Here is a 26388-nt window from a genome sequence, read left to right on the forward strand (position 1 = left end):
AGGACACCGGGTACTTCCCTCCGCGAATGTCCCCCGGCCTGCGGCCTCCTCCTTGATTTCGCTGCGGGAAGCACCCAGTGCCCTGCGCACGAGGGCACGCTTCGGGTGAACGGCTGATCGACAGCCGCCCCGTATCGCAGCGTCTCAGTAGGTCTGCTTCGGCGCTGCAGCCTTCCAGCTGCGGCTGACCCGGCCTGCGCTGTCGACGCTTTCCAGGTGCACGTCGAAGCCCCAGAGCCTTGCGACGTGCTTCAGCACTTCTTCGGCGTTGTCGTTCAGCGGCAGGTTGTTGCGCTGCGTGTGGCGCAGCGTGAGCGAGCGGTCGCCGCGCGTGGCCACGCTCCAGACCTGGATGTCGGGCTCGCGGTTGCCGATGTCGTACTGGCGTGACAGCGATTCGCGCAGCGCCTGGTAGCCGCTGTCGTCGTGGATGGCCGACACCTCGAGTTCCGATTCGCTCTGGAAATCGCGGATCGAGAACAGGCGGAAATCGCGCATCGTCTTCGGGCTCAGGAACTGGCCGACGAAGCTTTCGTCCTTGAAGTTGCGCATCGCGTAGTCGAGGGTCTTGACCCAGTCGGTGCCCGCGAAGTCGGGGAACCAGCGGCGGTCTTCTTCGGTCGGCTTTTCGCAGACGCGGCGCAGGTCGGTGAACATCTTGAAGCCCAGCGCATACGGGTTGATGCCGCTGTAGGCGCGGTGGCCCACGGGCGGCTGGAACACCACGCTGGTGTGCGAGCTGAGCCATTCCATCATGAAGCCGTCGTCCAGCTGGCCGCGGTCGTACATGGTGTTGAGCAGCGTGTAGTGCCAGAAGGTGGCCCAGCCTTCGTTCATGACCTGGGTCTGGCGCTGCGGGTAGAAGTACTGCGCGATCTTGCGCACGATGCGCACCACCTCGCGCTGCCACGGCTCGAGCAGGGCGGCGTTCTTCTCGACGAAATAGAGCAGGTTCTCCTGCGGCTCCGACGGAAAGCGGCGTGCGGATTCCGACTCGGCCGTCTGCTCGCTCTTGCGCGGCAGCGTGCGCCATAGGTCGTTCACCTGCTGCTGCATGTGGCGCTCGCGCTCGGTGCGCTGCGCGCTTTCTTGGGCCAGCGAGCGCTTCTGCGGGCGGCGGTAGCGGTCGACGCCGTAGTTCATCAGCGCGTGGCAGGAGTCGAGCAGGTCTTCCACGGCATCGAGGCCGTGGCGCTCTTCGCATTCGGCAATGTAGTGCCGCGCGTAGACGAGGTAGTCGATGATCGACGACGCATCGGTCCACATGCGGAACAGGTAGTTGCCCTTGAAGAAGCTGTTGTGCCCGTAGGCCGCATGGGCGATCACCAGGGCCTGCATGGCCATGGTGTTTTCTTCCATGAGGTAGGCAATGCACGGATCGGAGTTGATGACGATCTCGTAGGCCAGCCCCATGTGGCCGCGCTTGTAGTTCTTCTCGGTAGAGATGAACTGCTTGCCGTACGACCAGTGCCTGTAGATCATGGGCATGCCCACGCTGGCGTAGGCGTCCATCATCTGCTCGGCCGTGATCACCTCGAGCTGGTTCGGGTAGGTGTCCAGGCCGAAGCTCCTGGCCGTCTTGGCGATCTCGGTGTGGTACGTCTCGATGAGCTCGAAGGTCCAGTCGGACGGGCTGGGCAGGCGCTCCAGGCGGGAGGTGGGGAGGTCGGTGCTGCGCGGCAGGACGGGGGCACCGGGAGGGCGTTCGGTGGTGGTGATCATGCGGGCACCCCTTCCTTCTTGAACAGGTCGCGGAACACCGGGTAGATGTCTTGTGCGTCCGACACCTTGCGCATGGCGAAGTTGGGCGCCACGCCTTCGAGTTGCTGGTACTCCTGCCACAGGTTCTGTTCGGTCTCGGCCACCTGCACGTAGGCGTAGTAGCGCACCACGGGCAGGATGTTGTCGACCAGCAGTTCGCGGCAGCGTCCGCTGTCCTGGTGCCAGTTGTCGCCGTCGCTGGCCTGGGCGCCGTACACGTTCCATTCGCCGCTGGCGTAGCGGGCCTTGACGATCTCGTCCATGAGCACCAGCGCGCTCGACACCACGGTGCCGCCGGTTTCGGTGGCGTGGAAGAACTCTTCCTCGGTCACCTCTTGCGCCTGCGTGTGGTGGCGCAAAAACACGAGGTCGATGCGTTCGTAGTGCCGCGTGAGAAACAGGTACAGCAGCATGAAGAAGCGCTTGGCCATGTCCTTGCGCGCCTCGTCCATCGAGCCCGACACGTCCATGAGGCAGAACATCACGGCTTTGGCGCTGGGCACGGGCGTCTTCACGCGGTTGCGGTAGCGCAGGTCGATCGGGTCGATGTAGGGCACGTGCCGCATGGTGCGGCGCAGTTCGGCGATGAGGTCCTCCGTCTCGCGGATTTCCTTCTGGATCAGCGCGGTCTCGGCCTGCGGATGCGCTTTCAGGACCAGGAGGTGCGCCTCCAGGCGCTTGAGCTCCTTGCGCGGTTCGCCGCCGAGCGCAATGCGCCGCGCGAGTGCGCCCCGCATCGAGCGCACCACGTGCAGGTTGTTGGGCGAGCCGTCGCTGGTGAAGCCGGCGCGGTGGCTCTTCCACTCGGGCACTTCGGCGATCTGGGTGCGGATGAGGTGCGGCAGCGCGAGGTCGTCGAAGAAGACGCGCATGAACTCCTCGCGCGTGAGGCGGAAAACGAAGTCGTCCTCGCCTTCGCCGCTGTCGCTGGCCTCGCCGCTGCCCGAGCCCCCGCCACCCTGGCCCTCGGGGCGCGCGATGCGGTCGCCCTTGAGGTATTCCTGGTTGCCGGGGTGCACATACTCGCGGTCGCCGCCGCGCGCATGGCCGAACACCGGTTCGGAGACATCGTGGCGCGGCAGGGTCACGTCTTCGCCTTGCTCCAGTTCGCGGATGTTGCGCCCGCTGACCGCGCGCCGCACCGCCTCCTGGATCTGCCCCTTGTAGCGCCGAAGAAAGCGCTCGCGGTTGCCGATGGACTTGTTCTTGCCCGAGAGCCGACGGTCGATGATCTGCTGCAGGATGGCCACGATGTTTTCAAAGCTCCTTGCAAAACGGTGGGCGGTGCACTGGTTAGGTCCGTTGCACGCGCCCGTTGTTCCCGCTGTCCGCTATGAACTCTTGCGCACGCGCAGGTACCACTCGCAGAGCAGTCGCACCTGCTTGGCCGTGTAGCCCTTCTCGACCATGCGGGTCACGAAGTCTTCGTGCTTCTTCTGCTCGTCGGCGCTGCTCTTGGTGTTGAAACTGATCACCGGCAGCAGCTCTTCGGTGTTGGAGAACATCTTCTTCTCGATCACCGCGCGCAGCTTTTCGTAGCTGGTCCACGCCGGGTTGCGCCCCGCGTTGCCGGCCCGTGCGCGCAGCACGAAGTTGACGATCTCGTTGCGGAAGTCCTTCGGGTTGCCGATGCCGGCGGGCCGCTCGATCTTCTCGAGTTCGCCGTTGAGCGAGGCCCGGTCGAACACTTCGCCGGTGTCCACGTCGCGGAACTCCTGGTCCTGGATCCAGTAGTCGGCGTAGGTCACGTAGCGGTCGAAGATGTTCTGGCCGTACTCGCTGTAGCTCTCCAGGTAGGCAGTCTGGATTTCCTTGCCGATGAACTCGGCATAGCGCGGCGCCAGCAGCTCCTTGATGTAGCTGATGTACTTCTGCTCGGTTTCCGGCGGAAACTGCTCGCGCTCGATCTGCTGCTCGAGCACATACATCAGGTGCACCGGGTTGGCGGCCACCTCGGTGCTGTCGAAGTTGAACACCTTGGAGATGATCTTGAAGGCGAAGCGCGTCGACACACCGCTCATGCCCTCGTCGACGCCTGCGTAGTCGCGGTACTCCTGGATCGACTTGGCCTTGGGATCGGTGTCCTTCAGGTTCTCGCCGTCGTAGACCTGCATCTTGCTGAAGGTGCTGGAGTTCTCGGGCTCCTTCAGGCGCGTGAGCACCGACAGTTGCGCCATCATGCGCAAGGTGCCGGGCGCGCACGGGGCCTTGGCCAGCGAGGAGTTGCGCACGAGCTTCTCGTAGATCTTGATCTCTTCGGAGGCACGCAGGCAGTACGGCACCTTGACGATGTAGATCCGGTCGAGGAAAGCCTCGTTGTTCTTGTTGTTGCGGAACGCCTTCCACTCGCTCTCGTTGCTGTGGGCCAGCACGATGCCGTCGAAGGGAATGGCGCCGAAGCCTTCGGTGCCCTTGAAGTTGCTTTCCTGCGTGGCCGTGAGCAGCGGGTGCAGCACCTTGATGGGCGCCTTGAACATTTCCACGAACTCGAGCAGGCCCTGGTTGGCCAGGCACAGGCCGCCGGAGTAGGCGTAGGCGTCCGGGTCGTCCTGGGCGTAGGTTTCGAGCTTGCGGATGTCGACCTTGCCGACCAGCGAAGAGATGTCCTGGTTGTTCTCGTCGCCCGGTTCGGTCTTGGCGACCGCGATCTGGCGCAGCACCGAGGGGTAGCGCTTGACCACCTTGAACTGGCGGATGTCGCCGCCGTACTCCTCGAGCCGCTTCACGGCCCAGGGCGACAGGATGCGGTTCAGGTAGCGCACGGGGATGCCGAACTCTTTTTCGAGGATCTCGCCGTCTTCGAGGGTGTCGAACAGCCCCAGGGGCGATTCGTTCACCGGGGAGCCGTGGATCGCATAGAAGGGCACGTGCTCCATGAGCTGCTTCAGGCGCTCGGCGATCGAACTCTTGCCGCCGCCGACGGGGCCCAGCAGGTAAAGGATTTGCTTCTTTTCTTCCAGGCCCTGCGCGGCGTGGCGGAAATAGGACACCACCTGCTCGATGGCATCTTCCATGCCATAGAACTCCTTGAACGCCGGATAGATCTTGATGACCTTGTTCGCGAAGATCCGCGAAAGACGGGGGTCATTGCGGGTATCTACCAGTTCCGGCTCGCCAATGGCCTGAAGCATTCGTTCGGAGGCCGTTGCATATGCCGTCGGATCGCGTTTGCAGATATCCAGATAATCCTGCAGCGAGAGAACTTCCTCGCGGGTGCGTTCGTAGCGGGCTGCAAAGTTGCTGATCACGTCCATGGTCGCGCCTCCTTAGGTCGGCGGGGCTTTTGACCCCGATGCCTACAGCCAGAGACTGCGTCGCTCCTCTTGGAAGAGGGGCCCCGCCCATGGCCGTATGCCGTGGAAAACTCCCTTACACACTATCTACACAATCGGTTCAATCAGCATAAAGCAAAGAAAGAACCAGGCAAATGTTTTATTTATTCTGAACCCCTCTGCCGAGTAAAGTTCCTCGGAAAACAAGGAACTTCTATTCGCGTTTCTGCTAAATTGAAAAGCTCGCCCTCGCGTAATTGTCCCCGGATGAAATGACTATGCCGAATGGCTATCGTCCTCATTGCAATTCTCCGGCGAACAGGTTTCCTAATTGAACCCGGGTTCAATAAAGCCGATGCCTTTCATCAATAACGCACGACCTGTCGTTTGGTTTATTGCATATCCAAAAAAAGATTAAAGCAATCCCCGCGCCACTTCCGCGGCGGGTGGCTGGCGCATGCAAACGTGGGAAGACAACGCGGGCGCCGGTCGGCGGTGTTCCGCAACGGTGCGGGGAGCACCGTTCGCGTGCCTGGCGCGCCGCCGGAGGGCGGAGGCGGCCGAAAGAGGGCACGCAGCGGGCCGACAGGGCGTCGGCCCGGCGCTGACGAGCGTCGTCAGCGCGTCAGCAGCAACATCAGCTGAAGAATTCCTTGGCCTTGTCGAACCAGCCCTTGTCGGTCGGGCTGTGCTTCTCGCCGCCCTTCTTGAGCGATTCGTCGAGTTCCTTGAGCAGCTTGCGCTGGTGCTCGGTGAGCTTCACCGGCGTTTCCACGCGCACGTGGCAGTACAGGTCGCCCGGATAGCTCGAACGCACGCCCTTGATGCCCTTGCCGCGCAGGCGGAACTGCTTGCCGCTCTGGGTGCCGTCGGGAATGTCGATGGCGGCCGCGCCCTTGAGCGTCGGCACGTTGATCTCGCCGCCGAGCGCCGCGGTGGTGACGCTCACGGGCACGACGCAGTGCAGGTCGTCGCCGTCGCGCTCGAACAGGTCGTGCTTCTTGAGGCGGATCTCGATGTACAGGTCGCCGGGCGGCCCGCCGTTGGTGCCGGGCTCGCCGTTGCCGGTGCTGCGGATGCGCATGCCGTCGTCGATGCCGGCCGGAATCTTCACCTCGAGCGTCTTGTTGTTCTTGATCTTGCCCTGGCCGTGGCACACGGTGCACGGGTCGGGAACGATCTTGCCGCTGCCGTGGCAGGTCGGGCAGGTCTGCTGCACGCTGAAGAAGCCCTGGCGCATCTGCACGGCGCCCGCGCCGTGGCAGGTGGTGCAGGTGATGGGCTTGGTGCCGGGCTTGGCGCCGGAGCCGTGGCAGGTGCCGCAGTCGTCCCAGCTCGGGATGCGGATCTGGGCGTCCTTGCCTTCAGCCGCTTCCTCGAGCGTGACCTCCATGGCGTAGCTCAGGTCGCTGCCGCGGAACACCTGGCGTCCGCTGCTGGTGCGGCCACGGCCGCCACCGCCGAACACGTCGCCGAAGATGTCGCCGAAGGCTTCCGCGAAGCCGCCGAAGCCTTCCGCGCCCGGACCGCCGCGCATGTTGGGGTCGACGCCGGCGTGGCCGTACTGGTCGTAGGCGGCGCGCTTCTGGCCGTCCGACAGCATCTCGTAGGCTTCCTTCACCTCCTTGAACTTGGCCTCGGCGTCCTTGCTGGTGTCGCCGTGGTTGCGGTCGGGGTGGTGCTTCATCGCAAGCTTGCGATAAGCCTTCTTGATTTCGTCCTCGTTGGCGTTCTTGGGAACGCCGAGGGTTTCGTAGTAGTCGCGTTTGGTGGCCATGGCAGCAGATTCGGTCGGGCGGCGGGAACTCGGGGAACTGGAAGCGAGAAAGGCTGGAGCACCTGTTCAGGTGTTCCAGCCTTGCATGAAGGGCAGGGGATCAGCCCTTCTTCACTTCCTTGACTTCGGCGTCGACCACGTTGTCGTCAGCCTGGGCATGCGCCGCAGCTTCCGCGCCTGCCGGGCCGGTGGCTGCCGAGGCGCTGGCCGCGGCGGCCTGCGATTCGGCATACATCTTCTCGCCGAGCTTCTGGCTCGCGGTCATCAGCGTGTTGGTCTTTTCCTCGATCACGGCCTTGTCTTCACCCTTGAGGGCTTCTTCGACGTCCTTGATCGCGGCTTCGATCGCATCCTTCTCGGCGGCTTCGAGGCTGGCCCCGTGCTCGCCGAGCGACTTCTTCACGCTGTGCACCATGGCTTCGCCCTGGTTGCGGGCCTGCACGAGTTCGAGCTTCTTCTTGTCGTCTTCGGCGTTGAGCTCGGCGTCCTTCACCATCTTCTGGATCTCGTCTTCGCTCAAGCCCGAGTTCGCCTTGATGGTGATCTTGTTTTCCTTGCCGGTGCCCTTGTCCTTGGCGCCGACGTGCAGGATGCCGTTGGCGTCGATGTCGAAGCTCACCTCGATCTGCGGCGTGCCGCGCGATGCCGGCGGAATGCCCTCGAGGTTGAACTCGCCCAGGGCCTTGTTGCCCGAAGCGATTTCGCGCTCGCCCTGGAACACCTTGATCGTCACGGCCGGCTGGTTGTCCTCGGCGGTCGAGAAGGTCTGTGCGAACTTCGTCGGGATCGTGGTGTTCTTCGTGATCATCTTGGTCATCACGCCACCCATGGTCTCGATGCCCAGCGACAGCGGGGTCACGTCGAGCAGCAGCACGTCCTTGCGGTCACCCGAGAGCACCTGGCCCTGGATGGCGGCGCCGACAGCCACGGCTTCGTCGGGGTTCACGTCCTTGCGCGGCTCCTTGCCGAAGAAGGCCTTCACCTTTTCCTGCACCTTGGGCATGCGGGTCATGCCGCCGACCAGGATCACGTCGTTGATGTCGTTCACGCTGATGCCGGCGTCCTTGATGGCCAGGCGGCAAGGCGCAATGGTGCGCTCGACCAGCTCGTCGACCAGGCTTTCCAGCTTGGCGCGGGTGAGCTTGATGTTCAGGTGCTTCGGACCCGACGCGTCGGCCGTGATGTACGGCAGGTTGATGTCGGTCTGCGCGCTGTTCGACAGCTCGATCTTGGCCTTTTCAGCGGCTTCCTTCAGGCGTTGCAGGGCGAGCACGTCCTTGCCCAGGTCGACGCCTTGTTCCTTTTTGAACTCGCCGATGATGTAGTCGATGATGCGCTGGTCGAAGTCTTCGCCGCCCAGGAAGGTATCGCCGTTGGTCGACAGCACTTCGAACTGCTTCTCGCCGTCGACGTCCGCGATTTCGATGATCGACACGTCGAAGGTGCCGCCACCCAGGTCATACACGGCGATCTTGCGGTCGGCCTTGTCCTGCTTGTCCAGGCCGAAGGCCAGGGCTGCAGCGGTGGGTTCGTTGATGATGCGCTTGACGTCCAGGCCCGCGATGCGGCCGGCGTCCTTGGTGGCTTGGCGCTGTGCGTCGTTGAAGTACGCCGGCACCGTGATCACGGCTTCGGTGATGGTTTCGCCGAGGTAGTCTTCGGCGGTCTTCTTCATCTTGCGCAGGATGTCGGCGCTGACCTGCTGCGGGGCCATCTTCTTGCCGCGCACTTCCACCCATGCGTCGCCGTTGTCGGCCTTGGCGATGGTGTAGGGCATCAGGTCGATGTCCTTCTGGACTTCCTTTTCCTCGAACTTGCGGCCGATCAGACGCTTGATCGCGTACAGCGTGTTCTTGGGGTTGGTGACGGCCTGGCGCTTGGCCGAGGCACCGACCAAGACTTCACCGTCTTCCTGGTACGCGACGATCGACGGCGTGGTGCGGGCACCTTCCGAGTTCTCGATCACACGCGTGGTGTTGCCTTCCATGATCGACACGCACGAGTTGGTGGTGCCGAGGTCGATGCCGATGATCTTTGCCATGTTCTTACTCCTGAAATTCGGAAAAATATGTTGTTATGAACTTGTGGATAACCCGGCGTGATTCAAGGGATGACGCGGGGATTTCCTGTGGGAATCTTGTGGGCCGATGCCGTCTTACTTGGGCGCGGCCACGGTGACCAGCGCCGGGCGCAGCACGCGCTCGTTGATGGTGTAGCCCTTCTGCAGGACGCTCACCACGGTGTTGGCGTCCTGGTCGGCGGGCACCATCGAGATGGCTTGGTGCAGGTGCGGGTCGAACTTGTCGCCGGCGGCGGGGGCCACTTCGATCACCTTGTTGCGTTCGAGCGCGCTCTTGAGCTGGCGCAGCGTGGCTTCGGCGCCTTCGCGGATTTGCTCGGGCGTGGCGTCCTTGATGGCGAGGCCGGCTTCGAGGCTGTCGGTCACCGGCAGCAGGCTCTCGGCAAAGGCCTCGACCGCGAACTTGCGGGCCTTGGTGATCTCGTCGTCGGCGCGGCGGCGGGCGTTCTGCACGTCGGCTTGCGCGCGCAGGTACTGGTCGGCCAGTTCGACGTTCTTGGCCTGCAGGGCAGTCAGCTCGCCTTGTGCCACGGCCAGGGCGTCGAGCGCCTCGGCTTCGTTGGCGGCGTGCGCGGCCTCCAGTTCTTCGGGACTGGGCTCGCCTTGCAGCATTTGAGAATTCTGTGCGGATTGTTGCGGGTCAGACATTTTTCAAAGAACCGGCGTGCGCCGGAAAACAAACACAGCCAGCCACTTGGGGCTGCTCTAGGGCTTTTCAAGCGTAAAAATGCGGCCAAAAGGGCCGCAATACGGGTCGCGAAGTGGTTTTCGCGAGAGACATCGCGGAACCGGCTTCGCCGGGCCGCTGGTGTCGCCCCCGGTAGGAGGGTGGCGCAGCGGACACGAAGTGCCGCGCAGCCTGGGGGCGAGCCTAATTCAGTGTGCGTCGAGGAGCTCGACGTCGAACTTCAGGGTGGCGTTCGGGGGGATCACGCCGCCGGCGCCGCGGGCACCGTAGCCCAGTGCGGCCGGGATGACCAGCGTGCGCTTGCCGCCGATCTTCATGCCGGCGACGCCTTCGTCCCAGCCCTTGATGACCTGGCCGGCGCCCAGCGAGAACGCGAAGGGGTCGTTGCGGTCGCGGCTGGAGTCGAACTTGGCGCCTTGCACGCCGTCGTTGAAGAGCCAGCCGGTGTAGTGCACATGCACGTGGTGGCCGGCCTTGGCTTCAGCGCCGGTGCCGACTTCGGTGTCTTCGTATTGCAGGCCGGAGGGGGTGGTAGGCATGGGAAACGCTCCTTGCGTCGATGAAATGGGAGAGGAATCGGAGCCGCGGAGTTTACCGAGGCTCGGAGCGCCCCCGCTTCAGCCCTGGCTGTCGGAGCCGGACGGCGTCGTTGCGGGAGGTGTCGAGTCGGGTGCGGAAGGCGCGGGTGTCACAGGTGTGGACGCCTCGGCAGAGGCCGGCTGGGCGGCGGCCGGCCCGGCGGCCTTCTTGCTCTGCCCCAGCTGCCACTTGGCGGCGAAGGCCTGCAGGTCGGACAGGCGCTTGAGCAGGTCTTGCCCGCTGAGCGTGAGGCAGTAGCCGTCGCTGCCGTGGCTCACGACGCCGGCTTCGCGCAACTCTTTGATGCGGGTGTTGAGGGTGTTGGGAGTGATGCCGCCGACGCTGTCCTGCAGCAGCCGGAAGGTCTGGGCGTGGCCGTCGCGCAGGGCCCACAGCACACGCAGCGCATAGCGGGCTTCGAGCAGGGCGAGCAACTGGCTGATGGCTGCGTTTTCCTTGGTACTCATCGACATCATCTCCTCGAAGCTGGGCGGACCGTCGGCCGGGGGCTGGCCGGGGCGGCGCACTCTTGTTTGTGATTGGTCGTCATGGACCGTCTGACTGGCCGACGACTATAGCGCGAAGGATCAGGATGCTACTGGTTTTATAGCTGTGCAGGCATGCAGCATGCGGGTTTCGAGACAAAGCTTCACAAATCAAGCGTAGTTGGCCATGGCTTCGCCCAGGCGGATCGCGCGGGTGGGCGACCAGTCCGGGTTGAAGGCCAGCACGGGCGCCGGGAACAGCATGACGACGGTCGAGCCGAGCAAGAACCGGCCCATCTCGTCGCCCTTGCGGATGTCGATCTGCTGGTCGTTGTAGTGCCACTCGCGCAGCTCGCCCACGCGCGGCGGGTTGACCACGCCGTGCCACACGGTGGCCATGCTGCCGACGATGGTGGCGCCCACCAGCACGAGCACGAAGGGGCCGTTGGCCGATTCGAAGACGCACACCACGCGTTCGTTGCGTGCAAACAGGCCAGGCACGCCGCGCGCGGTGGTCGGGTTGACCGAGAACAGGTCGCCGGGCACATGGATCATGCGCACCAGCCGCCCGTCGCAGGGCATGTGGATGCGGTGGTAGTCCTTGGGGCTGAGGTACAGCGTGGCAAAGCTGCCGTGCGCGAACTTGGCGGCCAGCGCCGCGTCGCCGCCGACCAGCGCGGTGGTCGTGTAGTTGTGGCCCTTGGCCTGGAAGATCTGGTCGCCCTCGATGGCGCCGAACTGGCTGATGGCGCCATCCACGGGGCAGACGAGGTCGGCCTGTGCGAGCGGGCGCATGCCTGGCTTGAGGGCGCGCGTGAAGAACTGGTTGAAGCTCTTGTAGTGATGGATGTCAGACTCGAGCGCTTCGCCCATGTCGACGCCGTACTTGGCAACGAAGCGGCGAATGATCCAGGTGGTGACCGCGCCTCGTTCCTTGCCTGCGACCCAGCCGGCGAAATTGGTCAGGGCCTGCTTGGGGAACAGGTATTGGGGCAGAACTGCGGAGCGATCGGACACGTTGTGAAAGGCCTGGAATGCGGAATCGGACGGGCATTCTATAAAGCGCTTCTCCTTGGGGGCGTAGGAAGCTTCCCTTGGTTGGGTGCTTGTTCTTTACCTGTGTGGGGTGCGCGCCCGGTGGGCGGCGCGGCGCGGGCGGCCCCACTGTGCCGGCCGCTGCGCGGCTGCCCTGCGGTGCTCGCGTTTCGCGGGGTCTCGCAGAACTCGCTGCGCTCAAACAGCTGCGAGCCCTGATCCGCGAAACGCTGCGCGCCTCGGCGGCACAGAGGGGCCGCCCGCACCACACCGCCCACCGGGCGCTTGTGGGGGTGTGGAGGCTGTCGGGCGCCGCTGCCGAGGGAGTTGGGTCAGTCGGCCTTGATGCCTGCTGCCTTGATCACCTGCGCCCACTTCTCCACTTCCGTCTTCTGGAAGGCGGCGATCTGCGCGGTCGTCATATCGGCGGGCTCCATGCCGAAGCCCTTGAGCTTGTCCTGCATCTCTTGTGTCGCGAGGATCTTGCGTATCTCGGTGTGCAGGCGCTCGACCACGGGGGCGGGCGCGCCGGCGGGCACGAAGATCGCCTGCCACGACACCACCTCGAAGTCCTGCAGGCCGGGCACGCCCGACTCGGCGACCGTGGGCACGTCGGGCATCGAGGCCAGGCGCTTGGCCGAGGTGACGGCAATGGCGCGCAGCTTGCCGCTCTGGATGTGCGGGCCCGCCACCACGGTGGTGTCGAACATCATGTCGACCTGGCCGCCGATCACGTCCTGGATCGCCGGGCCGCTGCCCTTGTACGGGATGTGCGTGAACTTCACGCCCGACTTGTAGCCCAGCAGTTCCAGCGCCAGGTGCTGCGAGGTGCCCGTGCCCGCCGAGGCCGACGAGAGGCCGCCGGCCTTGGCCTTGCTCGCGGCGATCACGTCCTTCAGCGTCTTGTAGGGGCTGGCCTGGTTCACCACCAGCACCACGGGGTTGGTGCCGATGAGCGTCACGGGCGCGAACGACTTCTGCGGGTCGTAGCCGAGCTTGGGGTACAGGCTCACGTTGATGGCGTGCGAGCTGATCGTGCCGCCCACCAGCGTGAAGCCGTCGGGTGCGGCGCGCGCGCCGATCTCCGAGCCCACGCTGCCGCCGGCACCGCCCTTGTTGTCGATGATCACGCTCGTGCCCAGCGCGGTGCCGAGCTTCTGCCCGATGAGGCGGCCCAGCACGTCGGTGGTGCCCCCCGCGGGGAAGGGCACGAGGTAGGTGATCGCCTTGCCCGTGGGCCAGGTGGTGCCGCCCTGCGCGAAGGCGGGCAGGGCCGCGGCGAGCGAAACGGCGAGGGCGGATTGGATGAGTGTGCGGCGTTGCATGGCGATGTCTCCTTGTCTTCTCTCGTGTTCAGGGCTTGATGTTCAGCTTGGTGATCAGCGCCTTGAAGTAGGCGTTGTCCTTGGCCAGCGTGTCCTTGAACGCGGCGCCGTCGGTGTAGACGTAGCCCAGGTTCTGCTTGTCCATCACCTCATGCATCAGCGGCTCGGCGGCGGTCTTGGCGGTGATCTCGCGCAGCTTGGCCATCACTTCGGGTGGCGTGTTCTTCGGTGCGCCCAGCCCGCGCCACGTGCCGATCGACAGGTCGATGCCGCGCTCCTTCGCGGTCGGCACTTTCTCGAAGCCCTTCACGCGCTTGTCGGCCATCACCATCAGCACCTTGAGCTTGCCGCCCTGCACGTGCGTCGTGACTTCGGCGGGGCTCACGGCCACGGCCTCGATGTGGCCGCCCAGCAGCGCCAGCACGGCGGGTGCGGCGCCCTGGAACGGGATGTGGCCGAACCTGGTGCCGGTCTTGTCTTCGAGCGCGGCGGCAGCCAGGTGCCAGATCGAGCCGTTGCCCGAGTTGCCCACGCGGATGCCCTCGGGCGACTTCTTTGCGGCGGCCAGGAACTCTTCGATCGTGTTCCACGGCGCATCGGCCTTCACGGTGATCGCGGCCGGGTCGGCGTTGAGTTGCGCAATGGGCTGGAAGTCGTCGTAGTTGAACTTGGCCAGGCCCAGGTGCGGCAGCGTGAGCAGCTCCACGGTGAGCACCGCGAGCTTGTAGCCATCGGGCTTGGCGTTGATCACCTCGGTCCAGCCGATGGCGCCACCCGCGCCGGGGCGGTTGACGATCACGATGCTCTGCGAGATGTGCTTGCGGCTCGCTTCAGAGAACGCGCGCGCCAGCCCGTCGGTGCCGCCGCCGGGCTGGTAGGGCACGAGCAGCTCGATGGTGCGGTTCGGGAAGTCGTTGGCTTGCGCCGCGGCGGGCGCGGCCAGACCGAGCGAGAGGGCGGCGGTGGCCGAAAGGGCGGCAATGCCGCGGACGAACTGGCTTCTTTGCATGGTGTCTCTGTCTCCGTTGTTGATCTGTGGTGGCGGCCGGCGAGGCGCGCGGCTCAGGTGACCGGTGCCGGGTTGAACAGCACCAGCGCGTTGTGCAGCTTCCAGTGCTCGGCCCAGGTCTTCTTGCGGCCGCTGGCCACATCGAGCATCAGGCGGAACATCTCCCAGCCGATGTCTTCGATGCTGGCTTCGCCGTCGGCGATGCGGCCTGCGTTCACGTCCATCAGGTCGTGCCAGCGGCGCGCGAGGTCGCTGCGCGTGGCGACCTTGATCACCGGCACCTCGGCCAGCCCGTAGGGTGTGCCGCGGCCGGTGGTGAATACGTGCAGGTTCATGCCGGCCGCGAGTTGCAACGTGCCGCAGATGAAGTCACTGGCGGGCGTGGCGGCGTAGATCAGGCCCTTCTGTTTGACCTTCTCGCCGGGCGCGAGCACGCCGGTGATCGGCGCCGAGCCCGACTTCACGATCGAGCCCATCGCCTTCTCGACGATGTTCGACAGCCCGCCCTTCTTGTTGCCCGGCGTGGTGTTGGCACTGCGGTCGACGCGGCCCTGGTGCAGGTAGGCGTCGTACCAGGCCATCTCGCGGATCATGGCGTCGGCCACTTCGGGCGTGGACGCGCGCGAGGTGAGCTGGTCGATGCCGTCGCGCACCTCGGTCACTTCCGAGAACATCACGGTGGCGCCCGCGCGCACCAGCAGGTCGGTGCAAAAGCCCACGGCGGGGTTGGCGGTGACGCCCGAGAAGGCGTCGCTGCCGCCGCACTGCACGCCCACGACCAGTTCGCTGGCGGGCACGGTCTCGCGTCGGCGTTGGTTCAGGCGCGCGAGGTGCACATCGGCCTGGCGCATCACCGAATCGATCATCGACATGAAGCCGACGTGCGCGTCGTCCTGCAGGCAGACCACGTCGAGGTCGTCGGCGGGCGCGCCGCGTTGGTCGGTGATCGGGATGGTGCCGGGCGGCAGCAGCCGTTCGGGCTGCAGCTTCTCGCAGCCCAGGCTCACGACCATCACCTCGCCGCCGAAGTTCGGGTTGAGGCTGATGTTGCGCAAGGTGCGGATTGGCACGATGGCGTCGGGCGCGTCGATGGCGACGCCGCAGCCGTAGCTGTGTTCGAGCGCCACCACGTCATCGACGTGCGGGTACTTCGGCAGCAGCTCGGCCTTGATGCGTGTCACGGCAAACTCGGTCACGCCGGCCACGCACTGCACGGTCTGCGTGATGGCCAGGATGTTGCGCGTGCCCACCGAGCCGTCGGCGTTGCGGAAGCCCTCGAAGGTGTAGCCCTCGAGCGGCGGCAGGGCAGGGGGCTTGACGGTCGCGATGGGCAGGCCGTCGAGCTCGGGCGCGACCGGCATGCGCATCACGCGCTCGTGCACCCAGCTGCCGCGCGGCAGCGCCTTGAGCGCGTAGCCGATCACCACGTTGTAGCGGACGATGGCCGCACCCTCGGCCAGGTCGGTCAGCGCGACCTTGTGGCCCTGGGGCACGGTGTCGACCAGCACGAGGCCGTCGTCGAAGGCCGTGCCCGTTTTGAGGCCGCCGTCGTTCGCAACGATGGCGACGTTGTCGGCCGCGTGGATGCGGATGTACAGCGGCGGTCGGGTGTTCGCATCGGCCATCGTGAGGCCCTTTCTTCTGTCTTTACTTCACCACCATGAACAGGCTCGGGAGCCAGGTGGAAAACGCGGGAACGAAGGTAACGACCCCGAGCGCAAAGATCAATGCGCCGTAGAAGGGCCAGATGGTCTTCATCACCGTGCCCACCGACACCCCGCCGATGGCACAGCCGACGAACTGGGTGGTGCCCACGGGCGGCGTGTTCAGGCCGAGCGCGCAGTTGATGAGCATCACCACGCCGAACTGCACCGAGGTCATGCCGTACTGCTGTGCAATCGGCAGGAAGATCGGCGTGCACAGCAAGATGGTCGCGGCCATGTCCAGGAAGGTGCCCAGCACGAACAGGATGATGTTGATGAGCAGGAAGATCATCCACGGCGTGGTCGTGAACTGCGACAGCATCTGGCCCGTGAGTTCGGCCACGCCGTACAGGCTGATCAGGTAGCCGAAGGTGCTCGAGATGCCGATCAGCAGCAGGATCACGCCCGTGGTGCGCACCGCCTTCGAGGCGGCCTTGATGAAGTGCTCCCACTTCAGCGTGCGGTACACGAAGATCGTGAGCGCCAGCGCATAGAGCACCGCCACCGCCGCAGATTCGGTCGCCGTGAAGATGCCCGACAGGATGCCGCCGAGGATCAGCACCACGATGAACAGGCCTGGCAATGCCGCTGCGAACGAACGTGCCACGATGTCCCAGCCCGGGAACTTGCCGGCGGGGTAGCCGCGCTTCACGGCCACGAGGTAGGCCGCTGCGAGGTTGCTGAGCGTGAGCACGGCCGCCGGCAGCAGCGCCGCCAGGATCAGCGCCGCGATCGACACCTTGCCGCCCGCGGCGAGCGAGTAAATGATGAGGTTGTGGCTCGTCGGCATCAGCGCGCCGACCAGTGCCGCGTGGGTCGTCACGTTGACCGCGTAGTCGGCGTGATAGCCCTCCTTCTTCATCATCGGGATCATCACGGCGCCCATGGCCGAGACGTCCGCCACGGGCGAGCCCGAGACGCCGCCGAACAAGGTGCAGGCCACCACGTTCGACATGCCGAGACCTCCGCGCACGTGGCCCACGAGGTTGCGCGCAAAGTTGACGATGCGGTCCGCGATGCCGCCGTAGAGCATGAGCTCGCCGGCGAAGATGAAGAACGGAATGGCCAGGAACGAGAAGATGCCCATGCCCGAGGTCATCTGCTGGAAGCCCACCGCGAGCGGCAGGCCTTCGTACAACAGCGTGGCCAGGGCCGACAGGCCGATCGAGAACGCCACCGGCACGCCGAGCAGCAGGAACAGCGTGAACGAGAGGCAAAGAATGAGAAGAGGGGTCGTCATGATGAGGTTCAGCCCCAGGAGGGTTCGACTTCGCGGCCCTGGGCGAGCGCGATGATGTGTTCGATCGAGAACATCACGATGAGGACGCCCGACACGGTGGCGGGCACGTACTTCCAGCCTTCGGAAATCCACAGCGTGGGCAATCTGTAGTCCCACACCGATTCGGCGAGCGAGGCGCAGTTCCAGGCCATGGCCAGGCCGAAGATCAGGATCAGCACGTGGATGAGGTATTCCATCTTCAGGCGCAGCCAGTCGGGTGCGAGCACGAGGAAGGATTCAAGCCCGATGTGGCCCGCGTCGCGCACGCCCACGGCCACGCCCAGCATGGTCACGTAGAGCACCAGCAGCAGCGCGAGGCTTTCGGCCCAGGTGGGGGTGTTGTTGAGCACGTAGCGGCCGAACACCTGCCAGCTCACGGCGCAGATCACCGCGACGAGACCGAGGATGCCCAACCACATGCAGGCACGGGCGAGCGTGCGGCAAAGTTTGGTGTACATATTTCCAGCGCGAAAAATGGAGAGGCCCCGCCTCTTCGTGGAACACCGAGGAACCGGCTTTGCCGGGCCTCAGGTGTTGCCCCCGGTAGGGGGTTGGAGAAGCGACACGAAGTGCGCGAAGCCTGGGGGCGAGCCCTGTTTACTTTGTGTCCTGGACGCGCTTGACCAGGTCTTTCAGCTTCGCGTCCGTGATGAACTTGTCATACACCGGCTTCATCGCGGCCTGGAACGGGGCCTTGTCGACGTCGATGATCTCGGCGCCGCCGGCCTTCACCGTGGCCAGCGACTTCACTTCACGCTCCTGCCACTGCTTGCGCATGTAGGGCACCGATTCCTTGGCGGCCTGGCGGATCCAGCCTTGCTCTTCGGCGGAGAGCTTGTCCCACGCGCGCTTGGAGAACAGCAGCATCTCGGGCGCCATCGAGTGCTCGGTCTTGCTGTAGTACTTGGCGACCTCGAAGGCGCGCGCGCTTTCGTAGGTGGGGTAGTTGTTTTCTGCGGCATCGATGAGGCCGGTCTTCAGGCCGGTGTAGACCTCGCCCATGGGCATCGGCGTGGCGTTGGCGCCCATGGCTTCGAGCATCGATACCCACAGGTCGGACTGCTGCACGCGGACCTTCAGGCCCTTCATGTCGGCGAAGGTGCGCACGGGCTTCTTGGCCGTGAACATCGAGCGCGCGCCGCTGTCGTAGTAGGCCAGGCCCACGAAGCCCTGCTTCTCGCACGACTTCAGGATTTCTTCGCCGATCGGGCCGTCGAGCACCTTGTGCAGGTGTTCGACCGAACGGAACAGGAAGGGCATGGTCGGCACCTGCGTCTCGGCGCAGATGTTGTTCATGGGCGCGATGTTCACGCGCACCATCTGCAGCGCGCCGATCTTGGTCTGCTCGATCGTGTCCTTCTCGTTGCCGAGCGCGCTGTTGTTGAAGACCTTGATGCTGTGCTTGCCCCCGGACAACGCCTTGAGCCGTTCGCTCATGAACTTCACGGCGGTCACCGTGGGGTAGTCGTCGGGGTGGATGTCGGCCGAGCGGAACTCGGTGGCGCCTGCAGCCAGCGTGGTCAACGCGGCCGCAGCGCCGGCAGCAAGTGCGATGAGTGTCTTGTAGAGCTTCATTTGTCTCGTCCTCTTGGTGGTTGTCGTAAACAGAAAGAAAGGGGTCAGCCGCCGAACGCCGGCTCGGGCACGCCGGCCACGCCGGGCCGCAGCGCGAACACGCCGCCGGCCAGCGGCTGGTCCGACAGGTCGATGCCGCCGGGGCGGATCGAGGTGACGAACAGCGTGTCGAGGTTTGCGCCGCCGAAGGCGCACATGGCGGGCTTCTTCACCGGCACGGCGAGCGAGCGGTCGAGCCGGCCGTCGGGCGTGAAGCGGTGCACCAGGCCGGCGTCGTTGCCGCAGATCCAGTAGCAGCCGTCGACGTCCATCGCCGCGCCGTCGGGGCGGCCGGGCAGGGGCTGCATGTCGATGAACAGGCGCCGGTGGTGGGGCGTGCCGGTGTCGGTGTCGTAGTCGAAGGCCCAGACGGCCTGCACGCTCGGGTGCGAGTCCGACAGGTACATCGTGCGGCCGTCGGGGCTGAAGGCCAGGCCGTTGGGCACGATCAGGTCGTCGAGCTTCAGGGCGGCGCCGTCGTCGCCGGGGCCGTAGCTGTAAAGACGGCCGACGCGTGCGCCGGCGGCCATGTCGAGCAGCATCGTGCCGGCCCAGAAGCGGCCCTGCCGGTCGCAGCGGCCGTCGTTGAAGCGCATGCCCGGCGCGGCGTGCGCCACTGGCGCGAGCGGCGTGGCCGCGAGCGTGCCGTCGGTGCGCGGGCGCAGCGAGAACAGGCCGCTTTCCATGCCGGCGATCCACTCGCCGAGTTGGTCGGCGCGGGGTGCGATGCAGGCGATCATTTCATCGGCCTGCCACGTCGCATGGCCTTCGCCGGCGTGCCAGCGGTTGAGCGTGCGCGCGGGAATGTCGACCCAGTAGAGCGCCTGCTGCGCGGCCAGCCACACCGGGCTTTCGCCCGTGCCGTTGCGCGCGTCGAGAACGAGGTCGGCTTGCATGTCGTGGTGCTGCGCGTTCAGTCGCCGAACGGGCCTTGAGCAGTGAACGCGCCGCCCTGGTAGATGGCGTTCGGGTCGGTGGGCGCCACCTTCGGCTGCGCCTCGACCTTGTCGCGGAACACCTCGGAGCTGTCTTGCGGCACGAAGCCCAGGTGCGCGGCGGCGGCGTTGTTCCACCACAGGTCGCGGTTGGCCGACATGCCGTAGACCACCGTGTGCTTCACGTCGGGCGTGAAGAGCGACTTTTCGATCAGCGCCGTGAGGTCGCGGTAGCTGAGCCAGGTGCTCATCATGCGGCGGTTGAGCGGCTCGGGGAACGACGAGCCGATGCGGATGCTCACCGTTTCGATGGCCCAGCGGTCGAAGTAGAACTGCGCCATGTCTTCGCCGAAAGACTTCGACAGGCCGTAGTAGCCGTCGGGCCGGCGCGCGGCGTGCGCGTCGATGTGCTCGTCTTGTTTGTAGAAGCCGATCACGTGGTTCGAGCTGGCGAACACCACGCGCTTCACGCCGTGGCGGCGCGCGGCCTCGTACAGATTGAACACGCCCTTGATGTTGGCTTCGAGCACTTCTTCGAAAGGGCGCTCGACCGACACGCCGCCGAAATGGGCGATGGCGTCGCAGCCGGCCACCAGCGCGTCGACCGCGGCCTTGTCGGACAGGTTGCAGGGCACGACTTCTTCGTGCGCGCCCGTGGCCGGCGCGATGTCGGCGATGTCGGAGAGGCGGATCACGTTCGCAAACGGTGCGAGCCGTTCGCGCAGCACGCGGCCCAGGCCGCCGGCGGCGCCGGTCAGCAGCAAGCGGCCGAGTGGGGAGGAGGGGGCTTCAGGCGTCGACATGTCTTCGGGATGTGTGATGGGAAGCGGAGGGAGTGGACAACTGTGTCACCGTTTTTAGGTGATAAGTTATCTGTTGTCGTACAACTGTGAGGGGATTATGATCGTCGCCATGGCCCCAACGATTGCGGGTAATCCCGAAGTTCAGAAAACGACCGCCGACAACCCGGCGGGAAGCGCCGCCTTCGTGGGGCGGCCGCGCCAGCGCGCGCGCGGCCTGGCGCACGGGCTGGTGGAAGACCTGGGCGAGAAGATCCGCAGCCAGTCGCTGCGGCCGGGCGACAAGCTGCCGACCGAGTCGGCCATCATGCAAGCCTATGGCGTGAGCCGCACCGTGGTGCGCGAGGCGCTGTCGAAGCTGCAGGCGGGCGGGCTGGTCGAGACGTTGCACGGCGTGGGCACCTTCGTGCTGCAGCCGCGTCCGGGCGGCATGGGCGGTGTGTTCCGCCTCGATCCCGGCGAGATCGCAACCTCGGTCGACGTGCTCGCCGTGCTCGAGCTGCGCATCAGCCTGGAGACCGAATCCGCCGGGCTGGCCGCGAGCCGGCGCACCGACGAGCAGCTGGTCGCGATGCGCCAGGCGCTCGACGCGTTCGAGCAGAACGTCACGGTGGGCGGCGACACCGTGGCGCCCGATTTCGCTTTCCACCTGGAGATCGCGCAGTCGACCGGCAACCCCTATTTCGCCGACATCATGCGGCACCTGGGCACGACGATCATCCCGCGCACGCGCATCAGCGCGATCCGCGTGCAGGACGGCAGCTACCTGAGCCGCGTGAACCGCGAGCACGAAGAAATCTACGCGGCCATCGCGCGCCGCGACCCCGAGTCGGCACGCGCCGCGATGCGCATCCACCTGACCAACAGCCGCGAGCGGCTGCGCATGGCGCAGGAAGCCGCGCAACAGCAAAAAGCCAAGGCGGAGGCGGCCGGCAACGGCGCCGCTTCGTCCGACAACACCCCTTCGCGCTGAGTTCGCCCTGAGTTTTCAGGGCCCAAGTCTGGACAAGCTGATTTTCTAGTTGTACGATGACTGATAACATGCGACGCCATCGCGGCCACGCATGCCTGCATCGAACTTCAGGAGACAGCCCCCATGACCGTCAACCGACGCGGCGCGCTCGGCGCCGCCCTCGCCACCACACTGGCCGCCAGCCTGCCCTTGCACGCATTCGCGCAAGGGGCGGGCGGCAATTGGCCTTCCAAACCCATCCGTTTGATCGTGCCGTACCCGCCGGGCGGCTCGTCGGACATCATTGCGCGCGCCATCGGCCAGCCGCTGTCCGAAGCGCTGGGCCAGCCCGTGGTCATCGAGAACCGCGCGGGCGCCAACGGCAACCTCGGCGCCGACATGCTGGCCAAGGCGCCGGGCGACGGCCACACGCTCATGCTGTGCGACCTCGGCGCGCTGGCCATCAGTCCGTCGCTGTACCCCAAGCTGCCCTTCGACCCGTCGAAGGACCTGCGCAGCGTGGCCATGCTGGCCTACTCGCCGCACCTGCTGGTGGTGCACCCCTCGGTGCAGGCGAACACGCTGAAGGAACTGGTCGAGCTGTCGAAGAAGAGCGACCTCAACTTCGCCGTCACCGCCAGCGGCAGCACCGCGCACCTGGCCGGCGTCGAGTTGCAGCGCAAGAGCGGCGCCAAGTGGGAATACGTGCCCTACAAGGGCGGCGTGCAGGCCGTGCTCGACACCGTCGCCGGCCAGACGCAGGTGCTCATGAACGGCATGCTGGCCACGTACCCGCATGTGCAGAGCGGCAAGCTCAAGCTCATCGCGGTGTCGAAGTCGACGCGCATGCCGCTGATCGGCAACGTGCCGACCATCGCGGAGCAGGGCGTTCCCGGCTACGAGTCGGGCACATGGCAGGGCGTGGTCGCGGCGCGCGGCACCCCTGACGCGGTGATCGCCCGGCTCAACAAGGAACTGGTCCGCATCATCCGCACGCCCGACATCCGGGCGCGCCTGGCGGGGCAGGGCGCCGAGGTCGTGACCATGACCGCGCCCGAGCAGGACCAGTTCTTCGCCAAGGAGCGCGCGCGCTGGGCGCAAGTGATCCAGCAGGCCAACCTGAAGCTCGACTAGTCATGTGGGCCCCCCGGCTTTGCACTCGCTTCGCTCCGTGTCATTCGCCACCCCCCGAGGGGGAGGCGCGGCTCGCCTTGGGGCGGCCCGGCGGCGGCCGCCTCCCCGCTCCCTGAATTTTTTCCTTTTACTTTTTTATTGGAATCTCCGATGAACCCGCAAGAACTCAAGACCATCATGGGCTCCGGCCTGCTCTCGTTCCCGCTGACCGACTTCGACAGCAACGGCGACTTCCACAAGAAGGGCTACATCGAGCGCCTCGAATGGCTGGCGCCCTACGGCGCGAGCGCGCTGTTCGCCGCGGGCGGCACGGGCGAGTTCTTCTCGCTGACGGGTGAGGAGTACCCCGAGATCATCCAGACCGCGGTCGACACCTGCCGCGGCGTGGTGCCGATCATTGCCGGCGCCGGCGGCCCGACGCGCTTTGCCATTCAATGCGCGCAAGCCGCAGAGAAGGCCGGCGCGCACGGCATCCTGCTGCTGCCGCACTACCTCACCGAAGCCGGCCAGGAAGGCCTGGCCGCGCATGTCGAGGCCGTGTGCAAGAGCGTGAAGTTCGGCGTGATCGTCTACAACCGCGCCTCGAGCCGCCTCAAGCCCGACACGCTGGCCCGCCTGGCCGAGCGCAACCCGAACCTCGTCGGCTTCAAGGACGGCGTGGGCGACATCGAAGCGATGGTCGCGATCTTCCAGAAGATGGGCGACCGCTTCGCCTACCTGGGTGGCCTGCCGACGGCCGAGGTCTATGCCGCGGCCTACAAGGCGATGGGCACGCCCGTGTACTCGTCGGCGGTCTTCAACTTCATTCCGAAGACGGCGATGGATTTCTATCACGCGGTCGCCAACGACGACATGGCCACGCAGCACCACCTGCTGAAGAACTTCTTCATGCCCTACCTCGAGCTGCGCAACCGCGTGCCCGGCTACGCCGTGAGCATCGTGAAGGCCGGCGCCAAGCTCGTCGGCCACGACGCCGGCCCCGTGCGCGCGCCGCTGACCGACCTGAAGCCCGACGAGATGGACGCGCTGAAGGCGCTCATCGACACGCTCGGCCCGCAGTAAGCAGGCACTGATCGCAGTAGTCGACCGCACCACAGAACAACAGGAGACAACGACATGCTCATCAGAAAATTCTTCCTCGCCGCCGCAGCGACCGCCGTGTTCGCAGGCTGCGCCGCCAGCGGTGGCAGCAGCAGCGGCGGTGCATCGGCCGAACCGGCAGTGGCCGCGGCCGCCGAGCGGCTGCGCATCGCCATGGTCGACCCGACGCCTGCCGCGCTGCGCGCGCTGGTGGCCGACGACCTGAGCTACGGTCATTCGGGCGGCAAGGTCGACACGCAGGCCAGCTTCATCAGCGACCTGCTCGACCGCAAGTCGGACTTCGTGACCATCGCGATCACCGACCAGACCATCAAGGTGGTCGACGGAAACACCGCCATCGTGCGTCACACGCTCACGGCCGACACCAACGACTCGGGCAAGCCCGGCAAGGTTGCGCTGAAGATCCTCGGCGTCTGGCACAAGCAGGGCGGCGAGTGGAAGCTGCTCGCGCGCCAGGCCGTTCGCCTTCCTTCCTGATCGGACCACCGCTGATGAAGAGAAAGCAATTCCTGTCGGCGGGCCTCGCGCTCGCCGCCACCGCGCTGCTGCCGTTGCACGCCTTGGCGCAGGCCGACACATGGCCGCAGCAGAAACCCGTGACCATCATCGTGCCGTTCCCGGCCGGCGGTTCCACCGACATGGTGGCGCGCGCGCTGGCGCAGCAGCTGCAGGCCAAGCTCGGCGGCAGCTTCGTGGTCGACAACCGACCCGGCGCCACCGGCACCATCGGCACCGGCTTCGTGCGGCGCGCACTGCCCGACGGCTACACGCTGCTGGTGTCGTCGCTCGGCGCCTTCGTCGTCACGCCGCACCTGCAGAAGAGCGTGCCCTACGACGCCACCAAAGACTTCGACTACATCAGCGTGCCCGTGCAGGCGCCCAACGTGCTCGTGGCCAACGTTGCGCGGCCCGAACACACCGTGGCCGACGTGCTCGCGCTCTTGCGCAAGACGCCGGGCAAGGTCTCGTTCGCGAGCTCTGGCAACGGCTCGTCCGACCACCTGTCGGCCGAACTCTTCTGGCAGCAATCGAAGACCGAAGGCGTGCACGTGCCCTACAAGGGCGGTGCGCCGGCCGTGAACGATCTGCTGGGCAACCAGGTCGATTTTTCGTTCCAGAACGTGAACGCCGTGCTGCCGCACATCCGCGCCGGCAAGCTGCGCGCGATTGCCGTCACCGGCGACAAGCGCTCGCCCGTGCTGCCCGACGTGCCCACGCTCGCCGAAGCCGGCGTGAAGGGCGCGGAGGTTTACTCGTGGCAGGGCATGGCCGCACCGAAGGGCCTGCCGCCCGCCACGAAGAAGAAGCTGAGCGACGCGGTCATTGCCGCCATGCAAGACCCCGAGACGAAGAAACGCATGCTCGACCAGGGCCTGGAAATCGTCGCGAGCACCCCAGAAGACTTCACTGCTTTCCAGTTGCGCGAATGGGCGCGATGGAAGACGCTCATCGACACCCGCCACATCACTGCCGACTGAGCCACCGAGCCCGAAGATGACCTCTCCTGAATCCGCTGCTTCCCCCGCCGTGTCGGGCGCGCCCGTCGTCACCGCCATGCGCGTCGTGCCCGTTGCGGGCCACGACAGCATGCTGATGAACCTCAGCGGCGCGCACGGCCCGTTCTTCACGCGCAACCTGCTGATCCTCACCGACAGCGCCGGCCACACCGGCGTGGGCGAAGTGCCGGGCGGCGAGAAGATCCGCCAGACGCTCGAGGACGCACGCGACCTCATCGTGGGCCAGCCCATCGGCAACCACAACGCCGTGCTCAACCGCATGCGCAACGCGTTTGCCGCGCGCGACAGCGGCGGGCGCGGCCTGCAGACCTTCGACCTGCGCGTGACCATTCACGCCGTCACCGCCGCCGAAGCCGCTCTGCTCGACCTGCTGGGTCAGCACCTGGGCGTGCCCGTGGCCGCGCTGCTCGGCGAAGGCCAGCAGCGCGATGCGGTGCAGATGCTCGGCTACCTCTTCTACGTGGGCGACCGCACGAAGACCGACCTGGCGTACGAGACCGACCCCGGCGCCGACAACGACTGGTTCCGCCTGCGCCACGAAGAGGCCATGACGCCCGAGGCCATCGTGCGACTGGCCGAAGCCACGCATGCGCGCTACGGTTTCACCGACTTCAAGCTCAAGGGCGGCGTGCTGCGCGGCGAGGAAGAGGTCGAAGCCATCCGCGCGCTGCACGAGCGCTTTCCGCAGGCGCGCGTCACGCTCGACCCGAACGGCGGCTGGCTGCTGGCCGACGCCATCCGCCTGTGCCGCGACCTGCACGGCGTGATGGCCTATGCCGAAGACCCCTGCGGCGCCGAGGGCGTGTTCTCGGGCCGCGAGGTGATGGCCGAGTTCCGCCGCGCCACCGGCCTGCCCACCGCCACCAACATGGTCGCCACCGATTGGCGCGAGATGGTGCACAGCCTCTCGCTGCAGTCGGTCGACATCCCGCTGGCCGATCCGCACTTCTGGACGATGCAGGGTTCGGTGCGCGTGGCGCAGCTGTGCCAGGCCTGGGGCCTGACCTGGGGCTCGCATTCGAACAACCACTTCGACGTGTCGCTCGCGATGTTCACGCACGTGGCCGCTGCCGCACCCGGCAAGGTCACGGCCATCGACACGCACTGGATCTGGCAGGACGGCCAGCGCCTCACGAAGGCGCCGCTGCAGATCGAAGGCGGCCTCGTGCAGGTGCCCACGCGCGGCGGCCTGGGCATCGAGCTCGACATGGCCGAGGTCGAGAAGGCGCACCAGCTGTACCTGACGCATGGCCTGGGCGCGCGCAACGACGCGCAGGCGATGCAGTACCTCATTCCCAACTGGACTTTCGACAACAAGCGGCCTTGCATGGTCCGCTGAAGG

Annotated in this window: 22 protein-coding genes and 1 pseudogene; 6 read left to right on the forward strand and 17 right to left on the reverse strand. The window is 66.0% G+C overall.

Annotated features, from left to right (window positions below):
- Positions 1-144: 144 nt before the first annotated feature.
- The 17 genes and pseudogenes from CLU95_RS25230 to CLU95_RS25315 form a co-directional block, all read right to left on the reverse strand.
- Positions 145-1722, reverse strand: a complete 1578-nt coding sequence (locus tag CLU95_RS25230; RefSeq protein WP_257214730.1) for a SpoVR family protein — start codon at positions 1720-1722, stop codon at positions 145-147.
- Positions 1719-3011: a YeaH/YhbH family protein gene (locus CLU95_RS25235; RefSeq protein ID WP_099796127.1), complete on the reverse strand. Its 1293-nt coding sequence runs from the start codon at positions 3009-3011 to the stop codon at positions 1719-1721. Before CLU95_RS25235 ends, CLU95_RS25230 begins: the two co-directional genes overlap by 4 nt.
- 81 nt (positions 3012-3092) lie before the next feature.
- The gene (locus CLU95_RS25240) at positions 3093-5015 is read right to left on the reverse strand and encodes a PrkA family serine protein kinase (protein WP_099796128.1); all 1923 of its coding nucleotides are present in this window, start codon (positions 5013-5015) and stop codon (positions 3093-3095) included.
- Between the two features lie 655 nt (positions 5016-5670).
- On the reverse strand, positions 5671-6810 hold the full coding sequence (gene dnaJ, locus CLU95_RS25245) for a molecular chaperone DnaJ (protein ID WP_095744576.1): 1140 nt from the start codon (positions 6808-6810) through the stop codon (positions 5671-5673).
- A gap of 100 nt (positions 6811-6910) precedes the next feature.
- On the reverse strand, positions 6911-8851 hold the full coding sequence (gene dnaK / locus CLU95_RS25250; protein WP_099796129.1) for a molecular chaperone DnaK: 1941 nt from the start codon (positions 8849-8851) through the stop codon (positions 6911-6913).
- A gap of 114 nt (positions 8852-8965) precedes the next feature.
- The gene (grpE, locus tag CLU95_RS25255) at positions 8966-9538 is read right to left on the reverse strand and encodes a nucleotide exchange factor GrpE (protein ID WP_099796130.1); all 573 of its coding nucleotides are present in this window, start codon (positions 9536-9538) and stop codon (positions 8966-8968) included.
- A gap of 228 nt (positions 9539-9766) precedes the next feature.
- Positions 9767-10117, reverse strand: a complete 351-nt coding sequence (locus tag CLU95_RS25260) for an FKBP-type peptidyl-prolyl cis-trans isomerase (RefSeq protein ID WP_099796131.1) — start codon at positions 10115-10117, stop codon at positions 9767-9769.
- A 204-nt stretch (positions 10118-10321) separates the two neighbouring features.
- Positions 10322-10624: pseudogene (locus tag CLU95_RS25265) on the reverse strand (winged helix-turn-helix transcriptional regulator); the annotation flags it as partial.
- 189 nt (positions 10625-10813) lie between these two features.
- Positions 10814-11659 carry an archaetidylserine decarboxylase gene (gene asd, locus CLU95_RS25270; protein WP_099796132.1) on the reverse strand — a complete coding sequence of 282 codons (846 nt, stop codon included), beginning with the start codon at positions 11657-11659 and terminating at the stop codon, positions 10814-10816.
- Positions 11660-12009: 350 nt separating this feature from the next.
- Positions 12010-13002, reverse strand: a complete 993-nt coding sequence (locus CLU95_RS25280) for a Bug family tripartite tricarboxylate transporter substrate binding protein (RefSeq protein WP_099796134.1) — start codon at positions 13000-13002, stop codon at positions 12010-12012.
- A gap of 28 nt (positions 13003-13030) precedes the next feature.
- Positions 13031-14011, reverse strand: coding sequence for a tripartite tricarboxylate transporter substrate binding protein (locus CLU95_RS25285; protein WP_099796135.1), 981 nt, complete (start codon positions 14009-14011; stop codon positions 13031-13033).
- Between the two features lie 53 nt (positions 14012-14064).
- Entirely contained in the window at positions 14065-15636 is a 1572-nt protein-coding gene (gene garD / locus CLU95_RS25290) for a galactarate dehydratase (RefSeq protein WP_099796136.1), read from the reverse strand.
- Between the two features lie 22 nt (positions 15637-15658).
- The gene (locus tag CLU95_RS25295) at positions 15659-16954 is read right to left on the reverse strand and encodes a TRAP transporter large permease (protein WP_099796137.1); all 1296 of its coding nucleotides are present in this window, start codon (positions 16952-16954) and stop codon (positions 15659-15661) included.
- Between the two features lie 8 nt (positions 16955-16962).
- Positions 16963-17451, reverse strand: coding sequence for a TRAP transporter small permease (locus CLU95_RS25300; protein ID WP_099796138.1), 489 nt, complete (start codon positions 17449-17451; stop codon positions 16963-16965).
- Between the two features lie 139 nt (positions 17452-17590).
- Positions 17591-18568 (reverse strand): TRAP transporter substrate-binding protein, encoded by a 978-nt coding sequence (locus CLU95_RS25305; protein WP_099796139.1) that lies wholly within the window; start codon positions 18566-18568, stop codon positions 17591-17593.
- Between the two features lie 44 nt (positions 18569-18612).
- A complete protein-coding gene (locus CLU95_RS25310) occupies positions 18613-19503 on the reverse strand; it encodes an SMP-30/gluconolactonase/LRE family protein (RefSeq protein ID WP_099796140.1) in 891 nt (296 codons plus the stop codon).
- Between the two features lie 17 nt (positions 19504-19520).
- Entirely contained in the window at positions 19521-20345 is an 825-nt protein-coding gene (locus tag CLU95_RS25315) for an NAD-dependent epimerase/dehydratase family protein (protein WP_099796141.1), read from the reverse strand.
- Positions 20346-20454: 109 nt separating this feature from the next.
- Here CLU95_RS25315 and CLU95_RS25320 point away from each other — a divergent pair, with 109 nt between their 5' ends.
- The 6 genes from CLU95_RS25320 to gudD all read left to right on the forward strand — a co-directional run bounded on the left by CLU95_RS25320 (position 20455) and on the right by gudD (position 26385).
- Positions 20455-21315, forward strand: coding sequence for a FadR/GntR family transcriptional regulator (locus tag CLU95_RS25320; protein WP_099797477.1), 861 nt, complete (start codon positions 20455-20457; stop codon positions 21313-21315).
- A 123-nt stretch (positions 21316-21438) separates the two neighbouring features.
- A complete protein-coding gene (locus CLU95_RS25325) occupies positions 21439-22428 on the forward strand; it encodes a Bug family tripartite tricarboxylate transporter substrate binding protein (protein WP_099796142.1) in 990 nt (329 codons plus the stop codon).
- Between the two features lie 150 nt (positions 22429-22578).
- Positions 22579-23490, forward strand: coding sequence for a 5-dehydro-4-deoxyglucarate dehydratase (kdgD, locus tag CLU95_RS25330; protein ID WP_099796143.1), 912 nt, complete (start codon positions 22579-22581; stop codon positions 23488-23490).
- A 54-nt stretch (positions 23491-23544) separates the two neighbouring features.
- Complete coding sequence (locus tag CLU95_RS25335) at positions 23545-24006, forward strand: nuclear transport factor 2 family protein (protein WP_099796144.1); 462 nt, start codon at positions 23545-23547, stop codon at positions 24004-24006.
- A 14-nt stretch (positions 24007-24020) separates the two neighbouring features.
- Positions 24021-25007: a Bug family tripartite tricarboxylate transporter substrate binding protein gene (locus tag CLU95_RS25340; protein ID WP_099796145.1), complete on the forward strand. Its 987-nt coding sequence runs from the start codon at positions 24021-24023 to the stop codon at positions 25005-25007.
- Between the two features lie 16 nt (positions 25008-25023).
- Complete coding sequence (gene gudD / locus CLU95_RS25345) at positions 25024-26385, forward strand: glucarate dehydratase (RefSeq protein ID WP_099796146.1); 1362 nt, start codon at positions 25024-25026, stop codon at positions 26383-26385.
- Positions 26386-26388 lie beyond the last annotated feature (3 nt).

This window comes from Variovorax sp. 54 (assembly GCF_002754375.1).
Taxonomy (GTDB): Bacteria; Pseudomonadota; Gammaproteobacteria; order Burkholderiales; family Burkholderiaceae_C; genus Variovorax.

Excerpts from the sequence above, each read along its gene's own strand:
- CLU95_RS25230 (WP_257214730.1), bottom strand. The coding sequence starts at position 1,722 with ATGATCACCACCACCGAACGCCCTCCCGGTGCCCCCGTCCTGCCGCGC.
- CLU95_RS25240 (WP_099796128.1), bottom strand. The coding sequence starts at position 5,015 with ATGGACGTGATCAGCAACTTTGCAGCCCGCTACGAACGCACCCGCGAG.
- dnaJ (WP_095744576.1), bottom strand. The coding sequence starts at position 6,810 with ATGGCCACCAAACGCGACTACTACGAAACCCTCGGCGTTCCCAAGAAC.
- dnaK (WP_099796129.1), bottom strand. The coding sequence starts at position 8,851 with ATGGCAAAGATCATCGGCATCGACCTCGGCACCACCAACTCGTGCGTG.
- grpE (WP_099796130.1), bottom strand. The coding sequence starts at position 9,538 with ATGTCTGACCCGCAACAATCCGCACAGAATTCTCAAATGCTGCAAGGC.
- CLU95_RS25260 (WP_099796131.1), bottom strand. The coding sequence starts at position 10,117 with ATGCCTACCACCCCCTCCGGCCTGCAATACGAAGACACCGAAGTCGGC.
- CLU95_RS25280 (WP_099796134.1), bottom strand. The coding sequence starts at position 13,002 with ATGCAACGCCGCACACTCATCCAATCCGCCCTCGCCGTTTCGCTCGCC.
- CLU95_RS25285 (WP_099796135.1), bottom strand. The coding sequence starts at position 14,011 with ATGCAAAGAAGCCAGTTCGTCCGCGGCATTGCCGCCCTTTCGGCCACC.
- garD (WP_099796136.1), bottom strand. The coding sequence starts at position 15,636 with ATGGCCGATGCGAACACCCGACCGCCGCTGTACATCCGCATCCACGCG.
- CLU95_RS25295 (WP_099796137.1), bottom strand. The coding sequence starts at position 16,954 with ATGACGACCCCTCTTCTCATTCTTTGCCTCTCGTTCACGCTGTTCCTG.
- CLU95_RS25300 (WP_099796138.1), bottom strand. The coding sequence starts at position 17,451 with ATGTACACCAAACTTTGCCGCACGCTCGCCCGTGCCTGCATGTGGTTG.
- CLU95_RS25305 (WP_099796139.1), bottom strand. The coding sequence starts at position 18,568 with ATGAAGCTCTACAAGACACTCATCGCACTTGCTGCCGGCGCTGCGGCC.
- CLU95_RS25310 (WP_099796140.1), bottom strand. The coding sequence starts at position 19,503 with ATGCAAGCCGACCTCGTTCTCGACGCGCGCAACGGCACGGGCGAAAGC.
- CLU95_RS25315 (WP_099796141.1), bottom strand. The coding sequence starts at position 20,345 with ATGTCGACGCCTGAAGCCCCCTCCTCCCCACTCGGCCGCTTGCTGCTG.
- CLU95_RS25320 (WP_099797477.1), top strand. The coding sequence starts at position 20,455 with ATGGCCCCAACGATTGCGGGTAATCCCGAAGTTCAGAAAACGACCGCC.
- CLU95_RS25325 (WP_099796142.1), top strand. The coding sequence starts at position 21,439 with ATGACCGTCAACCGACGCGGCGCGCTCGGCGCCGCCCTCGCCACCACA.
- kdgD (WP_099796143.1), top strand. The coding sequence starts at position 22,579 with ATGAACCCGCAAGAACTCAAGACCATCATGGGCTCCGGCCTGCTCTCG.
- CLU95_RS25335 (WP_099796144.1), top strand. The coding sequence starts at position 23,545 with ATGCTCATCAGAAAATTCTTCCTCGCCGCCGCAGCGACCGCCGTGTTC.
- CLU95_RS25340 (WP_099796145.1), top strand. The coding sequence starts at position 24,021 with ATGAAGAGAAAGCAATTCCTGTCGGCGGGCCTCGCGCTCGCCGCCACC.
- gudD (WP_099796146.1), top strand. The coding sequence starts at position 25,024 with ATGACCTCTCCTGAATCCGCTGCTTCCCCCGCCGTGTCGGGCGCGCCC.